Origin of the sequence: Domibacillus indicus (assembly GCF_023715895.1) — a bacterium.
GTDB classification, from domain to species: Bacteria; Bacillota; Bacilli; order Bacillales; family Domibacillaceae; genus Domibacillus; species Domibacillus indicus_A.
This window is the reverse complement of the sequence record NZ_JAMBOO010000019.1, coordinates 45451-61513: the sequence shown is the minus strand read 5'-3', so window position 1 is coordinate 61513 and position 16063 is coordinate 45451. Positions and strand designations below refer to the sequence as shown.

Here is a 16063-nt window from a genome sequence, read left to right as displayed (position 1 = left end):
TCAAGAGGGGGATTTAACAAATGGCTCACTCCAATAATCGCGCAGAGACGCGACGCATCACAGGCAATATCTTCAAAGGTTCTGTTGGAAATCTGATCGAATATTACGATTGGTATGTATATGCTGCTTTCGCAGTGTACTTCTCGTCCGAGTTCTTCCCTGAGGGAGACCCGACCAGCCAACTGCTCAACACAGCAGCAATCTTCGCCGTCGGCTTCCTGATGCGCCCAATAGGGAGCGTGCTGCTGGGCCGATACGCTGACCGTCATGGCCGCCGTGCCGCGCTGACGCTTTCCATCTCTATTATGGCCAGTGGCTCTCTGATCATCGCATTCATTCCAGGGTATGATACAATTGGCATTTTGGCTCCCATTATTCTAGTTCTTGCACGCTTGCTTCAAGGGCTGTCACTAGGTGGGGAGTATGGAACCTCGGCAACGTACTTATCTGAGATGGCCAGCAGCGGTCGCCGCGGATTCTACTCAAGCTTCCAGTACGTTACACTTATTGGAGGACAGCTGATAGCACTTGGTGTCCAGATTGTTCTCCAGCAATTGCTCAGTGAATCCGCCATGATGTCTTGGGGATGGCGCGTTCCTTTCGTTATAGGGGCATTGGGCGCATTAGCGGTATTATGGCTGCGCCGCACGATGGACGAATCGGAGCAGTTCTCAAAAATGGACTCTGAAAGCCGGGAGAGCGCCGGGACTTTTCGGACTCTGATGCAACATCCTAAGGCGGTGCTGACAGTAGTCGGGCTAACGCTCGGCGGAACGGTTGCCTTTTACACTTACACGACGTATTTACAGAAGTTCATGGTAAATACTGTAGGCCTCCCAAAAGAGGTCGTCAGCTGGATTAACTTTATTGCCCTGCTGGTATTTGTCGTACTTCAGCCGCTCGCCGGCATGCTGTCTGACCGAATCGGACGCCGCCCTCTATTAATGAGTTTCGGTATTTTCGGAACGTTGCTGACAGTGCCATTGTTTCTGCTCATGGAGCAGGCAAAGAGTCCTGTCGTAGCTTTCTTGCTCATGATGGCGGGTCTCATTATTATCACTGGTTACACTTCCATCAATGCGGTCGTGAAAGCTGAGCTCTTCCCGACCTCAATCCGTGCTCTTGGTGTAGGATTCCCTTACGCTGTCACCGTTGCAGTGTTCGGCGGTACAACAGAATTCATTGCGTTATGGTTTAAAGGAATGGGAGCCGAGTCGCTGTTCTACTTTTACGTAACTGCCTGCATTGCCGTGAGCCTCTTGGTTTACTGGCGTATGGGTGAGTCTTCGAAGGTCTCCCATATCGAAGCTGAACGCAACGACGAACCTCCTAGCCAAAATAAGGCACTCTAACGCATTTAAAAAATAAATAAAAGCAAAAGAATAGAGCAGGGTTACCTTTTTCGAGGCTACCCTGCTCTATTTTTCATGGAATATTATCTTTCGATATTTTACGCTCCCAATGACTTTTCAAAGCGGAACTCATATTTCGTTCAGTTACACTAGCAAAGCCATATTTCGGGAAGTTTATTGCCGGTTGCTTTCTCCGACAGTGTGCTTGCTATCATAAAAAGGCCCAATTTATCAGTAAGAAGATGAGAATTGGTGCCGGTTAATGCGATTGGGACAGGTAACCCTGTTTCCGATATTCAGAAGGAGTCACACCAATGTATTTTTTAAATGTCCGGTAAAAGTGTGGCATACTCTCAAAAGCACATTTTTCCGCGATTAAGCTAACGTTCAAATTTGTTTGCAGCAACAAATTTTTTGCCAGTAAAATGCGCTTTGTTGTAATGTATTCAGAAATGTTTAATCCTGTCTTTTGTTTAAACACCCGACTAAAATGAGCAGGGCTCACATTTCCGTATTCTGAAAGTGAATTAAGAGAAAGTTCGCTTGTATAGTGTTCTTCAATGTACCCCAGCACATCATTTAGCCAGGAAGGAATAGCTTTCCTCGTTGATTGCTTTTCCTGCTGTTGAATAATAGATCGGTTTAATTGAAGAAGCATCATTTGAAGTTGCAAGAGAGTGGCCTGCTTATAATCGACTTCATTTCTGTCTGAGATGAGTTCTTTGTAAATGTAGTCAAGAAACAAATTTACTTGGTTCCTTTGTTCCGGTGATAAGGAATAGCGGTATTGCTGAAGCCGCGCGCTTTCATCAAAAAGCTGTAAATAAGAAAAAGTGCTATCTGAAAAGCGGTTATGTAGGAGCAGTGGATCAAAGAAAAGTGCAGTGGAGGTCACAGGTAATTCATTATCTGGGATCGCATGGTGAATCGTATTACCAGGTAGAAAAAAAATATCTCCCTGCCCCATATCTTGAAAAGTATGATCGATAAAGAACGTGCCTTTTCCACTATATACGTACACAATTTCATACCATTCATGAAAATGGTTCGGAAGTTCTTTTTGCGGCAGTTTTGTATCTTTATATACCATTTGTATGGGAAAAAGATATTCAGAATTAAAATCTTTACGAATTGCTTTCATTTTATCACCGCCTTTTACTAGTTATTTTAATTTTATCATTAAAAGGTATAATTAAGTCAATATTAGCAATTTTCATCCTAAATATTGATGATATAATAAAGATAATCTTACTGCTTTACATAATACGGTTAACAGGAGGAGATAGGGCAGATGAAAACGATTGTATGTAAAGAGCCGAATCACCTTAAAATGTCTGATGTTTATCCGCCTGTAGCGAAAGAGGGGGAAGCCATTGTCCGTATTCGACGGATAGGTATTTGCGGCACAGATTTGCATGCTTTTAAGGGAAATCAGCCATACTTCACCTATCCTCGCATTCTCGGTCATGAACTTTCGGGCATTATTGAATCAGCTGGCAAAAATGAAAGCGCATTCAAAGAGGGAGATCAGGTATCCATTATTCCGTATTTGGCGTGCGGGAAATGTGTCGCCTGTAAAAAAGGCAGAACGAACTGTTGTACTGATATAAATGTGCTTGGCGTTCATATAGATGGTGGAATGAGCGAACTTATTTCAGTCAGGTTCGAAAATTTGATAAAAACAGATAGTCTTACATTAGATCAATCTGCTGTCATTGAACCATTGAGCATTGGGGCTCACGCAATTAGGCGTTCTGGTATACAAAAAGGGGAAAATGTTCTTGTTATTGGCGCAGGTCCAATCGGATTAGGTGTCATGGCATTCGCTAAAAAAGAAGGGGCGCATGTAACCGCAATGGATGTGAATGAAGAGCGACTGCAGTTTTGCCGGCAATGGGCAAACGTGGACGAGATCGTAAATGCAATGGATAATGCCATCGACAAAATTTCTGAGATTACTTGCGGGGAAATGCCGATCGCTGTTTTTGACGCTACCGGCAGTGCAACATCGATGATGAATGCTTTTCAATTTACTTCTCATGCCGGAAAACTCATTTATGTCGGCCTGGTAAAGTCGGAAATTTCGTTTTCTCATCCCGATTTCCATAAAAAAGAATTAACATTAATGGGCAGCAGGAATGCGACAAGGGAAGATTTTCAAAATGTTATTGATGCTATTACGGAAGGTAAAATGAACTTGGATGCCTACATTACGCACCGCGCCCAATTCGATGAAGTGGTTGAGCAATTCGAAAAATGGCTGGATCCGAAAGAAAAAGTAATAAAAGCTATTGTAGAACTTTAATAATTTAAAATACTACTTCTTTCTAGTAATTTTATTCTTTCAATGTGAAGTGATATTTTTTAAATTACCTAACTAAAAAATATAAAAATAACGAAATAAATAATTTTAATTTCAAATATTGATGATGAAATAAAATTTTTGATAACGTATACATTTTGATGATGATCGCTTTACTCTTGTTCAGCTTAATGATGACTGAATATTTAGTTTTAACGAAAAAGGTTGAAAGGTTTTCACTAAGCGGTTGATGGTCTTTTCCAATAGATCCGGCTTTAATTAAACTATTATATTGGAGGGAATTTATGAAAAACGCATTTAATAAACGGATGTATATTGTTCTCATCTCTAGTCTTTTACTTGCAGGTTGCGGAAGTAATAAGGCTGAAGAAGTCTCTTCTACAACAGAAAGCACAGGAGAAATACAAGAAAGAAAGTTTAAACTTGGAGTCGGTTTGAATGAAAATCATTCAGAAGGACTCGGCGCTAAGAAATTTAAAGAGATTGTTGAAGAAAAGAGTGAAGGGAAATTTGACGTAAGTTTGTATTTTAACAACCAGTTGGGAGATGATTTGCAAACAGTGAATAACCTTAAAGCGGGCACGCAGGAACTTGGGGTTATTTCAACTTCTCCGTTAACGTCTATGGTTAAAGAATTTGGGGTGTTTGATCTTCCTTTCGCTTTCAACACTGAAGAAGAGGCGTATGCTGTGCTAGATGGCTCAGTTGGGACGCAGTTGTTAGAAAAATTACCGGATCAGAAGCTTATTGGGCTTGGATACTGGGAGAATGGTTTTCGGAATATGACGAACAGCAAGCATCCTATTGAAACGTTAGAAGACTTTAAAGGCTTGAAAATTCGGACGATGCCGAACGAGGTTCATTTGGATGTTTTTAATAAACTAGGGTCAAATCCATTACCGATGGCGTTTTCAGAGGTTTTTACAGCAATGGAAACAAAAACAATCGATGGACAGGAAAATCCTCTTCCAACAATTGAATTGAATAAATTTAATGAAGTTCAAACGTATTTAAGCATGACAAATCATGTGTATACTCCATTCATCTTTATGGCAAGCGAAAAATTCTGGAACGAACTTTCCGAAGATGAGAGAACAATTATTCAGGAAGCTGTCATTGAATCAGGTAAATATCAACGTGAACAAAATCTTGAACAAAATAAAGCATCATTGGAAAAGTTAAAAGAACTTGGTATGAAGGTAAATGAGTTTTCAGATGAAGAAAAAGAAAAAGTAAAAGAAGCCATTGCCCCTGTTATTGAAAAGCATTCGGCCCAAATCGGTCAGGAGCTTGTCGATGAAATGTATGCAGAGATAGAAAAAATGCGGCAATAATAAAAATCACCTATTTCGATTCACATTTTCATGGGTATGAAAGAATTTCAAAATGGGGTTACGTTTCTTGACTCATCTGTTTACGGCATGGGTCGTGCAGCTGGGAATTGCAACACAGAGCTCCTCATTAGCCACATTCCAAAACCAAGCTATGAGCTTAAGCCGGTTCTTGGCGTAATTGAAAAGTACATGCTGGATATGCGACAAAAGTAGGAATGGGGCTATATTATCCCTTATATGATCTCTGGTGTGCTCAATGAGCATCCGCGTGTCGCTATGGCTTACCGGGATAGTACAGACCGGGATAGATTTGTAGATTTTTACGAAAAGGTAGCAAGACCCGAAGCTGCTTTTGCCATAGCGACAAAGTAGATCAGATTATTAATCTGTATTCATAATTGATATATATAGCTGCCTGCGGGCGGCTCTTTTTATTATAGAAATAAGTTAGCGTAATGGTAAACAAGTGTCTTTAATCTAGCGCGGGTGGGGTGAACCTATCCATCAAAATCTTTGATTTAGGTGGATAGGTTCACTGCTAATTGATTTGATATTAGCCCTTTTCTTGTGCTATCTTGACAAAAGCCCTAACAAGAGGAGACTGATCGTTTCGTCGATAAGACACCCCCATGGAAGCAAGAGGTAACTGATTGTTTATATCTTTGTAGACCACTTCTTGAGTATGCAGATTTGTAGCTGATTGAGGTACGACTGCTATTCCCATTCCAGCAGCAACCAATCCAATAACGGTTTGGAACTCGAGAGCTTCTTGTTGAATAATAGGGTTACACAAACCCAAAATTTCATTATACAGACCTGCCCACGTTTTTGGCGATAACATCACAAATGGATAAGGCTTAAGATCTGCAAGAGAAACATTTTGTTTTTTCAGTAATGGATGCTGTTTTGGAACAGCTAGTACACAAGGAGCAATGGACACAATTTCAGTACATAAAGAATGATCCAGCACAGGTGGTCTTAAAACGCCTATATCAATTTCATTTTGACGTAATGCTTCCACTTGCAGCGGGGTCGATAGTTCATGAAGGTGTACTTGAACATCCGGAAATAGACAACGAAATTCTCTCAGAACAGAAGGAAGAATATCATAGGTTGCTGAACCAACAAAACCTACTCGAAGGTTTCCAAGCTTTCCTTCGTGGCTGCGTTGCGCATTCTCGACAGCACATTGAAGGTGATCGAATAGTTTCGAAATATCCTTATAAAATGCTTTTCCTGCTTCCGTTAATTCCACATGCCGATTATTGCGGTAAAAAAGAGTGATTCCTAACTCTTTCTCTAAATTCTGAATTTGTAAGCTTAATGGGGGCTGCGTAATTCGAAGACGTTTCGCCGCACGGCTAAAATTTAGCTCTTCGGCTACAACCATAAAATATTTTAGTTGTCTAAGTTCCATTTTCCGTCACCTAATGTTCAGTTATTTAAAAAATATATAATAGTCATATAAATTATATATTTTACTCACACACCTTTACAAGGTAAACTAACGGTATAAAATATGACAGGAGGCTTACACATGACTACAAATGCACAACCAGGTCAATTATCTGTTGGAAACGTGAAAGAAGATTGGACAGGAGATGCCCGTTTTTACGAATATACGAATGCTGCTGATCCGATTGGAAGCGGTATCATCAGCCCGATTCCTGCTAAAGAATTTGGACCGGAATTATACAATTCTGGAGAAACCCGCATTGAAACGCTGGATCTAAGCAAAGAATTAAGAACAGAATATCCAGCAACTAGCCCTTCACTTCTTGCAAACTTCATTCGCATAAAAGCAGGAGATTCGATTAAAACTGAACCGAACGCGACGAGTGAGTTATATTATATTATTTCAGGCGCTGGCAGTACTGACACAAATGGACAGGAGATCAATTGGAAAAAAGGAGATTTTTTAACGCTTCCATCAGGATCCGTAAGCACCCATACTGCAACAGAAGATACAACAATCTACTATATCTTGGATACTCCGCTTTTAGATTATCTAGGTGTAAAAGCGACAGAAGCTCGTTTTGCTCCGACGCTTTATACAGCTGAGCAAGCTAAAGCACATTTGGATGAAGTAGCAAATGCACCGGATGCCCATTTGAAAAACCGTATCTCTATCTTGCTAAACAACCAAAAATTCGATCAAACATTAACGATTACACATGTATTGTGGGCAATGTTTGGGATTGTTCCAGTAGGATCAAATCAAGCTCCTCACAGCCATAAATCAGTTGCTCTTGACTTTGTTGCTTATGCAGCCCCTGGCACGTACACACTGGTTGGGGATCAGATAGACCCAGAAACTCAGAAAATCATTGATCCTATCCGCATCGATTGGGTGACAGGAAAGGCTTTTGTTACACCTCCTGGACTGTGGCATTCTCACCACAATGAGTCTGGAGAAGCTGCATACATTATACCGATTCAGGATGCGGGGCTTCAAACGTATCTGCGTACTTTGGATATTCAATTTACTCATTACGATCAGTAATAAGTAAAGCTAGTATTTGGTTGCATATTATGGAAGGACGTTAAAGAATGCGGGTGGCTAAGTTTTGTAAGCGCAATATTGAAGCAACCGAAGCTGGAAAAGTGATAAATATTTTGCGACGTGATTATCAAGGTATAGTAGAACCCAAAACAGTTGGTTGTTTTAAACGGTGTTTAGAATGTCGGGTGACTCCATTCTGTCGAATTCAGTTAACGACAATTGAAGCAAAGAATGTGAATGCACTTGTTAAAAAAATAATTCAAACAGTTAATGAAAGATCGTAAAGGGTCATCTAAGAATAGATAAATTACGGACCTTAAAGCACCTCGCTCCGTTTTTTAGTCAGGAAAACAAAGCATACCAGGAATTTGGATGGCATATTAAATTGTGCTCAAATGTGCTAGACGGCGGCAGAAGACTATATTTAAGATTAATCGTATATATTTTATTTTCTTTGTAAGCGCTGACTTTCTATGGAATCGTGTTATATCTAATACAAATTAAACGCAATTTTAGGATTGTGACCATTCGGCAGGCAATACCTAAACCACATTCTAGTAGGAATCTTTGTGTTCTTTTATCCAGATGCGGTTTAGGTATTTTTTATGCCCAAAATGGAGTTAAGAATAAAAAAGTTAGGACGAAAAAAGATGAAATCTAAAATCAAATCGAATTTATTAATAAGAGATATGAAATAAATAGGTAAACTTTCAAAGACAGCCACTAAAATTAATGGGAACATTGGTGGGGCGGATGTGTACTTTGGAGCTGCGGACAACATTACACGAGATGAAGCTGTTATTATTTTTATGAACGTATTTGAAGCTGAGCCACTTGATGGCGTTTCTGAAAATAGCACATCAACCAAATTTACAGATGTAACAGGCCGCTATGTAGAGACTGTAAACTTTCCTATAAAACGCTTTGTTTTTCAAGGGGAATTAGAGAAGAGAGCGGCTTTGTTTAACCGCTCTTTTTTCTGTCTTCGTTTTAAACTATGCGTAAAATACGATCGATACGCACCTTAAGAACAAGTATTTGTGTGGTTTTTGTTACAAAGACAAAAAAGGGCAAGCTCATTAGCTTGCCCTTTTTACCTTATTTCTGGATAAATTGCTGTGTCCAGTAATTTCCGTTTGGCTCGTAGCCTACACCAATTTGAGTGAAGTTATTGTTTAAGATGTTTGCTCTATGACCAGGCGAATTCATCCAAGCCTTCATGACTGTTGCAGGTGTTGTCTGCCCTTTGGCGATATTTTCTCCTGCTGATTTATATGTAATACCGAAATTTTTCATCATGTTAAATGGAGTACCATATGTAGGTGAATTATGGGCGAAATAATTATTTTTCATCATGTCTTGTGATTTGATTCGAGCGACACGAGAAAGCTCCCAGTTTTGTGTTAACGGCTTAAGGCCTGCGTTTTTACGCTCAATATTCACTAAACGGATGACTTCTGCTTCCGCATTTGTTATGTTTGTGGAAACCGTCGGAATGTTTAGCGTTTGGCCCGGATAAATCATGTTTGGGTTCTTTACAGATGGATTTGCTGTAATAATTTCTGAGGTTCCAACCTTATATTTACTGGCAATCTTCCACATTGTATCTCCAGATTGAACTGTATACGTGGTGGCTGCTGAGGCAAGAGATGGCATTAGAGAGACGGTAAGCAGTGTTGCGGCAATAATTTTCTTCATGTTTCCTCCTAAAATTCCTGATTGACTGAATAAGACTTTTCCATTTAAACACAAATCTAGAAGTCAACCAACAATCAATTTATCCCATTACGATAAGAATGATGCAATGCTGTTATTTATCTACTTAGTTGGGTTAACTATTTTTAACAAACCGGTATATAAGGTCGTCATGATCGGCAAACATTGAAGATCTTATTGAAGGATAGCTATTAACTAAAAATGAGTTATGTAGGAAATTGAAGCTGTTGCGGAATCAGCTGCATATTCGAAAAGGACTGACATTCTCAGCAAATGGCGGAAGTGATGGAGAGAAAGTGAAAAACACAAGTAAGCCTTATATTTATTTCTTTAAGAACCATTCTTTCTTAGATTAAGCTTCATGAGAATGGTACGTAAACCATAGATATTTTTATTGAATAAAACAGAGAAACCCAAAACGGCCTTCTGTTTCTTTTTATAAAATATGAATTTCACCGTTTAAAATATAGGAAGTCAAATTTCACTAAACAGTTTGTTCATACATGCAAGCTTTACTGATTGTGGATTAGAAATCAGTTGACCGCATACAGTGAGCCAAATAAAAACACCTTTAAGCTGAGAAGCCGGTATGAAATGGCTAAACAGAACTTAGAGGTGTTTTTCTATTCGCGCCAGTTAAGCGATGCGACCAATGTGAAAGCAAAGGTATTGAAGATATGAGTGGCTGTTAAAAAATATCCGGATCCTTATTTATAAGCATTCATTTTTTGAAAATAATTTTAAAAATCCTTGTTGACAACCCTGTATATACAAGATAAAATGAAAGCGTAAACAGATGCTTGTATATACAGGGAAAGAGTTAGTTTGAAACCGTCAACATCATCTATATACAAAGGTTTGATTATTATACAATTAAGAAAGGATTGGAGTTACTCCAATTCATCAGGGGGATAAGGGAATGAGTAAGTATACAGATCCAGCGAAACAACTGCTGGAACGCATTGGGGGAAAAGAGAACGTCGTTGCTGTTACACATTGCGCAACGAGAATGCGTTTCGTTCTAAAAGATCCAAAACAAGCAAATGTGAAAGAAATAGAGGCGATTAAGCTTGTAAAGGGCACCTTTACACAAGCGGGCCAGTTCCAGGTTATCATTGGAAACGAGGTTTCTTCCTTCTTTAATGAGTTTGTTAAATATGCCGATATAGACAGCGCTTCCAAAGAAGAAGCAAAAGTGGCTGCGAAGCAAAATATGAATTTTCTTCAGCGAATGATCGCTCATCTTGCCGACATCTTTACGCCGCTGATTCCGGCACTTGTAGTCGGCGGTTTAATTTTAGGTTTCAGAAATGTAATCGGTGACATAAAAATGCTCGAAGACGGAACAAAGTCACTGATAGAGGTTTCTCAGTTTTGGGCTGGTGTACATGCGTTTTTATGGTTAATTGGTGAAGCGGTATTCCACTTCCTGCCTGTAGGGATCACATGGGCGATTACAAAGAAAATGGGAACGTCACAAATTCTCGGTATCGTTCTTGGTATTACCCTTGTTTCTCCTCAGCTTCTTAACGCATATGGAGTAGCAGGCGCCAAAGCCGGCGATATACCTGTATGGGATTTTGGCTTCGCGCAGATTGAAATGATCGGTTACCAGGCACAAGTGATTCCTGCGATTCTTGCCGGTCTTGTATTGGCGTTCTTAGAGCGTAAATTACGTGATATCGTTCCAAATGCTATTTCTATGATTGTCGTACCGTTTTTCGCTTTACTTCCAACCGTTTTAATTGCGCACACGGTGCTGGGTCCTATCGGATGGAGCATTGGCTCATTTGTTTCTGACGTTGTGTATTCAGGTTTAACTTCATCATTTGGCTGGTTGTTTGCGGCTATCTTTGGGTTTGCTTATGCACCGCTCGTCATTACCGGATTGCACCACATGACAAATGCAATTGACCTTCAGCTTATGAGTGAACTTGGCGGCACAAACCTATGGCCGATGATCGCTTTGTCTAATATTGCACAAGGTTCTGCTGTTTTGGCTATGATTTATATTAATAGAAAAAATGAAGAAGAAAAGCAGGTATCGATTCCAGCGGCTATTTCCTGCTACCTGGGGGTAACAGAACCGGCTATCTTCGGTATTAACCTTAAATATGGCTTCCCATTCCTAGCAGCCATGATTGGATCTTTGACTGCTGCGATTATCTCTGTAGGAAGCGGTGTAATGGCAAACTCCATCGGGGTAGGCGGCCTGCCTGGTATTCTGTCGATCCAGCCTCAGCACATGATCATGTTTGCAGTGGCGATGGCTGTAGCGATTGTGGTACCGCTTATCTTAACCATTATTTTTGCGAAAACGAAAGTATCACAAGTGACGTTTACTAAAAAAGCAGCTTAAGCAGCAAAGAGGGAGAGGTATTCTCCCTCTTTTTATTTGTCTTACGTGACAGGCTTTGACATTTCATTTATCAAAACGATTGATTCGATGATCAAAATAGTTATACATCATGCAATACGGCCAGCATTTATAGTACGAGTGTGTATTAGGATAAAGATGGGGGCTTCATATGGTACAGAATCCTTGTCCATTATTGTTATTTTTTCTGTTCATTTTCTTTCGTTAAGCTAACTTCAAACATATCAATGATGTGTAAAAATCTTTCCGCTTCACGAAAAACGTGATCGGCCAGGAGAGGATGGATGTTACTTTTAATTCTACATTCTTCAATCAAGTCTCTTGCTGTCTTTTTAAAGTTTCGCAGCGAAACGACCGAAACCCGATTTTGATCTAAAAATTGATCTAAAAGAGGGGCTGTTTCAGATTGTGGGCGCATGGAATCCAAATCAATTGCTTGATAGAGCAGCTGGTCAAAGTCATGGCTGAACTCTCGTGCCTGCTCCACCAGTTTTCTCTCAGATGGGTCCAGTAAATGACCAATAAACTTCGCATGATCGGCCATGATTTTAAGGAAAAATACATTTTCTTTAATAATCGCTTCTGGCAAAGGCTTTAATTTTCCCTCGTTTAATTCTTTTAAACGCTTAGCAAAATAAGCGGCTTCACGGCTTACATGATCCACTAATAGTGCATAATTATTTGACCTAATTTGACAGCGTAAAATTAAGCCTAACACTTTACGTTTATAAGCCCATATAGAGGCAGTGGCCTGATACACTTTGCTGTTAAACTGTTTAATGAGCTGGGGATCAGCATCAACGGTGTATGTGCTTAGTTCTTGTTCAATCCGTTCAAATACACCAATAAACTGTTTTGCTTCCTCAATCAATTGTTTATCTTCATAGGTAAAACCCAAACTTAAAAATAAAGCATGTTCTTTCATGATTCTGGACCAGAATCGTATTTCGTCTAGAGAACGGCTCACAAAAAGTTCCGCCATCATTTGACCCCCTTAAAATGCTAAATGAATTCCACTTCAAAAGTATGCTTCAGTTGTTTTAAACATGTGTAACTCTTGAGCTTCGTGCTTGAGAAGTCATTTCTTCGGGAAGTAATGGCTTTTAATTGTATTCAACTAGAGACTATAAAGTAACACTAAAAGGTGTTATAATAAATTGACACCATTTGGTGTTACTTTTAACCTTGGAGGTTTATCATGCATAAAAATGAAAATGTAACAGAAATCCGTAAAACAATTGTACTGAATGCTCCGATTGAAAAGGCATGGAAAGCCGTTTCTACATCAGAAGGGATTGCGGCCTGGTGGATGCCAAACACCTTTGAACCTGTTTTAGGACATGAATTTATTCTTCATGCAGGTCCATTCGGTGATTCACCTTGTACAGTAACAGAACTCGATCCTCCTCATCGCCTTGGATTTGACTGGGGTAAGGATTGGCATCTTGCTTTTGAATTAAAAAAGCTGGAAGAGAACAAAACGGAATTCACGCTCATTCATTCTGGATGGGATGCAGAAAAAGTCACGGAGTTTGGACAGCCGCACTCAGTCGTTCGTGGAATTATGGACGGCGGCTGGGAGAGCATTATTAAAGAAAAGCTTCCAACATATATCGAGGCTTAAACATGGCCGCCTCTTCGCCTAAGCATGATGTATTTCAAGCCATTGCAGACCCTACTCGTCGCAGTCTGTTACAATTACTTGCTGACAAGGAAATGTCTATTGCCGCCATAACAGAATATTTCCCTATAAGCCGCACTGCTGTGAACAAGCATCTGCAAGTGCTTGCCGATGCGAACCTTGTGACCAGCCAAAAAATTGGACGGGAAACCCGGTACAGGCTTCACTCGGAACCACTGATCGAATTAAAAGAATGGCTTTCCTTTTTTGAACAATATTGGGATGAAAAGCTGTCCGCTTTAAAACAATTCGTAGAGAGTGATAATGATTAGCAGGTGTAAGGCTATGTTACTTGAAAATATGGCTGCCTTGCTTATGAAACTAGCAGGGCAGGTTCATTAAAGAAGAAAAAGCAGTTACCGGAAGACGGAATGAGGTTAGTGTAGAGCTGATGATGATCCTATACAAGAAACTCGATAAAAAGAGTAGACTTTCTGTTAAAATAAACAATATCTTGGAGAGAACCAACAGAGAGGACGTATCATGTATGGCTATTACATATCCCCATATTGAAGATTCAAATTTAACATCCTATATTCCGCCAAAAGGGGAATACAAGGTGTTTGAAAATGAAGAAGACTATGCCACAAAGGTAAGAGGGTGGGGGCTTTCTTCTGCAAAAGAAGCGAAAAAAGAATTTTGGTACAAAGGAAAAACGTATAAGCGGCTCGTGACAATAAAAGGCTATGAGGAATACGGCACTGAAAACGCCGTTAACATTCTGGTCATTGAATTTCAAGACGGCCATTTAAGCTGTATTTATCCAGACTATTTAAAGGATATGCAGTCTTCTAATTTCGGGAAAGAAAGCAGAGTGAACGTGGCAGAAGGGGGAGAACCTCCTGCCGATGCTGCGCCTCCTGCCAAAAAAGAAAAGGCTAAAAGTACAGAAGAGAGCGCCCCTCAGCCAGCATCTAAAGCCAAAAAGGCGAAGCAGCCTGCTCTTGAACTGCCGGCAGAAAAAGTTCATTTTACCGCCACAGTGAAGCAGTTTGCCCTAAGCTGGAATCATTTCAGTGAAGAAAACGATGAAGTAGTTGTACTGGAAAATGTTCGGATTGTACAGGAACAGGAAGAACTCGTGAATGTTGGCTTTGCATGGTGCAGCCACAGCAAGACGCTTAAAAAGCTGGAGCTGCAGCCGGGAGAAAACCTCCAATTTGACGGGAAGATTGTCAAAAAGAGCTTCCCAAAAGGAAAAGACGTTGAAGAAAAGTTTATGGTAGATGTTCCGGTGCCGTATAAAATCAACAATCCTTCTAAACTGGTAAGAGAGCAGCCGTCTCTTGAGCTTTAAGCCCAACCTATGGCGAGCAAGTCACGCTTTTGTAAACGAACGCCCACTGTTCTCGCCGGGCATAATAAACAGAAGCCGAAATACGAAAAGTATTTCGGCTTTTTATGCTGCTCTGGTGGAAGCAGCTGAGTTAAATAAGAAGCGAAGGAGAGCAAGGAACTATTATATATGTACACTCATTTTGTTCACTTCTTCTATTATCTCTTTCATTAATGCTTTAACGGTTTGATTTTTGGCTAATCTCGGGCTCTGGCCAGACCAAAGAGACATAAAGTCTTGATTGTTTTGTACACTGCTCGTTTTTCTAATCATTTGCGTGAGTTGATTTTGAACAGGAAAATCAGGCACAAGCATTTCGTGCTCCTGCATATCTGCAATAAATTTGTTTTTAAGGCCTCTTGCCCATTTGCCAGAAAAAGAACGGGTAAAAACCGTTTGATCTTCATTTGCATGTAAAATGGCTTGTTTGTGTACGGTATGTGCGCCGCTTTCTATACAGGTTAAGAAAGCTGTCCCCATCTGTACGCCTTTTGCTCCTAAGCAGATAGAAGCCATTAATCCTCTTCCATCCATAATGCCTCCAGCAGCAATAACAGGAATGCTTAAATGGTCCACAGCCTGCGGAATAAGTGACATCAAGCCAACTAAACTTTCCTGATGCCCATCGATAAAGTTCCCGCGGTGCCCGCCCGCTTCACTGCCCTGCACGACCACCATATCCATTCCCAATTTTTCATTTTCAATAGCTTCTCTAACCGTGGTAGCTGTTCCGATAAGGATGATGTTATGCTGCTTTAATTCAGCTATTACTTCCTTGGAAGGAATACCAAACGTAAAGGAACAAACAGGGACCTTTTCTTCAATAATCACGCTAATTTGTTCCGTAAAGCTTTGGAAAATGCTGCTGAATTCCGGAATATCAGGGTGATCGGCTGGCCCAACATTCAATTGCGCACGAACCGGGTGTAAAAGCTCGTTAGCTGACTGCACTTGGTCTTCTGTCACGTGAAATTCATTGGGTACAAATAAGTTAACGCCAAAAGGATTGGGGGTTAACTGTTTGATTTCCCTGATCTGTTCTCTCGTTTGAACAGGAGTCATATAACCTGCGCCAATCATTCCTAAACCGCCAGTATTAGAAACCTCAGCCACTAATTTCGAAGTCGTGATTCCGCCAGCCATAGGGGCTTGTATAATTGGATACTGAATGTTGAAACGTTTTGTCATTTCATTCTGTAACATAAGTTCCACCTCATGGTTTTTATTTGTCCATCTATTATATTTCAAGCATACCTTTATTTTGATATATAGCATAATATATAAAAATGATTATAGATATCAATAAAATATATATGTAGAAGAGTACCTTGAAAGAAGAGGATCTATGAATCTATATACATCATAAAATTTCTAAACGGCTGCTTCTTTAAACGGCTTGTCTCCAGTTAAGCTCGATTGAATTTTGAGCATGCTCTTATTT

The 16063-nt window shown here is 40.1% G+C and carries 15 protein-coding genes and 1 pseudogene; 11 read left to right on the top strand and 5 right to left on the bottom strand.

Translation table 11 applies throughout. The annotated features are described in order from the left end of the window. The first annotated feature begins 20 nt into the window (after window positions 1-20). A complete protein-coding gene (locus M3221_RS19430) occupies window positions 21-1352 on the top strand; it encodes an MFS transporter (protein WP_251273359.1) in 1332 nt (443 codons plus the stop codon). 259 nt (window positions 1353-1611) lie between these two features. On the opposite strand, the gene M3221_RS19425 is transcribed toward M3221_RS19430, so the two are convergent. After that, window positions 1612-2493, bottom strand: a complete 882-nt coding sequence (locus M3221_RS19425; protein WP_251273358.1) for an AraC family transcriptional regulator — start codon at window positions 2491-2493, stop codon at window positions 1612-1614. Between the two features lie 150 nt (window positions 2494-2643). Between M3221_RS19425 and M3221_RS19420 the strand changes: the two genes are divergently transcribed. The 3 genes and pseudogenes from M3221_RS19420 to M3221_RS19410 form a co-directional block, all read left to right on the top strand. Beyond that, window positions 2644-3657 carry a zinc-binding alcohol dehydrogenase family protein gene (locus M3221_RS19420; protein ID WP_251273357.1) on the top strand — a complete coding sequence of 338 codons (1014 nt, stop codon included), beginning with the start codon at window positions 2644-2646 and terminating at the stop codon, window positions 3655-3657. A 302-nt stretch (window positions 3658-3959) separates the two neighbouring features. After that, the gene (locus M3221_RS19415) at window positions 3960-5009 is read left to right on the top strand and encodes a TRAP transporter substrate-binding protein (RefSeq protein ID WP_251273356.1); all 1050 of its coding nucleotides are present in this window, start codon (window positions 3960-3962) and stop codon (window positions 5007-5009) included. A 48-nt stretch (window positions 5010-5057) separates the two neighbouring features. After that, window positions 5058-5381, top strand: a pseudogene (locus M3221_RS19410) (nucleoid-structuring protein H-NS); the annotation flags it as partial. A 181-nt stretch (window positions 5382-5562) separates the two neighbouring features. Here the strand turns inward: M3221_RS19410 and M3221_RS19405 are convergent. Then, entirely contained in the window at window positions 5563-6426 is an 864-nt protein-coding gene (locus M3221_RS19405; protein WP_251273355.1) for a LysR family transcriptional regulator, read from the bottom strand. Between the two features lie 120 nt (window positions 6427-6546). On the opposite strand from M3221_RS19405, the gene M3221_RS19400 reads away from it, so the two are divergent. From M3221_RS19400 to M3221_RS19390, 3 genes are all read left to right on the top strand, one after another. Beyond that, window positions 6547-7512 carry a cupin domain-containing protein gene (locus M3221_RS19400; RefSeq protein ID WP_251273354.1) on the top strand — a complete coding sequence of 322 codons (966 nt, stop codon included), beginning with the start codon at window positions 6547-6549 and terminating at the stop codon, window positions 7510-7512. A gap of 47 nt (window positions 7513-7559) precedes the next feature. Continuing rightward, entirely contained in the window at window positions 7560-7796 is a 237-nt protein-coding gene (locus M3221_RS19395) for a DUF1450 domain-containing protein (protein WP_251273353.1), read from the top strand. Window positions 7797-8267: 471 nt separating this feature from the next. Beyond that, the gene (locus M3221_RS19390; RefSeq protein WP_251273352.1) at window positions 8268-8540 is read left to right on the top strand and encodes a hypothetical protein; all 273 of its coding nucleotides are present in this window, start codon (window positions 8268-8270) and stop codon (window positions 8538-8540) included. Window positions 8541-8610: 70 nt separating this feature from the next. Here the strand turns inward: M3221_RS19390 and safA are convergent, their stop codons facing one another. After that, complete coding sequence (gene safA / locus M3221_RS19385; RefSeq protein WP_251273351.1) at window positions 8611-9210, bottom strand: SafA/ExsA family spore coat assembly protein; 600 nt, start codon at window positions 9208-9210, stop codon at window positions 8611-8613. Window positions 9211-10147: 937 nt separating this feature from the next. Here safA and treP point away from each other — a divergent pair. After that, the gene (gene treP / locus M3221_RS19380; protein WP_251273350.1) at window positions 10148-11587 is read left to right on the top strand and encodes a PTS system trehalose-specific EIIBC component; all 1440 of its coding nucleotides are present in this window, start codon (window positions 10148-10150) and stop codon (window positions 11585-11587) included. A 196-nt stretch (window positions 11588-11783) separates the two neighbouring features. Here the strand turns inward: treP and M3221_RS19375 are convergent, their stop codons facing one another. Then, window positions 11784-12587, bottom strand: a complete 804-nt coding sequence (locus tag M3221_RS19375; RefSeq protein WP_251273349.1) for a DUF2935 domain-containing protein — start codon at window positions 12585-12587, stop codon at window positions 11784-11786. Between the two features lie 216 nt (window positions 12588-12803). Here M3221_RS19375 and M3221_RS19370 point away from each other — a divergent pair, with 216 nt between their 5' ends. From M3221_RS19370 to M3221_RS19360, 3 genes are all read left to right on the top strand, one after another. Next, window positions 12804-13229: an SRPBCC family protein gene (locus M3221_RS19370; protein WP_251273348.1), complete on the top strand. Its 426-nt coding sequence runs from the start codon at window positions 12804-12806 to the stop codon at window positions 13227-13229. 2 nt (window positions 13230-13231) lie between these two features. Continuing rightward, window positions 13232-13558: an ArsR/SmtB family transcription factor gene (locus tag M3221_RS19365; RefSeq protein ID WP_251273347.1), complete on the top strand. Its 327-nt coding sequence runs from the start codon at window positions 13232-13234 to the stop codon at window positions 13556-13558. Between the two features lie 215 nt (window positions 13559-13773). Then, the gene (locus M3221_RS19360; RefSeq protein WP_251273346.1) at window positions 13774-14583 is read left to right on the top strand and encodes a hypothetical protein; all 810 of its coding nucleotides are present in this window, start codon (window positions 13774-13776) and stop codon (window positions 14581-14583) included. A gap of 162 nt (window positions 14584-14745) precedes the next feature. On the opposite strand, the gene M3221_RS19355 is transcribed toward M3221_RS19360, so the two are convergent. Continuing rightward, window positions 14746-15825, bottom strand: coding sequence for an NAD(P)H-dependent flavin oxidoreductase (locus tag M3221_RS19355; RefSeq protein ID WP_251273345.1), 1080 nt, complete (start codon window positions 15823-15825; stop codon window positions 14746-14748). Window positions 15826-16063: the final 238 nt, after the last annotated feature.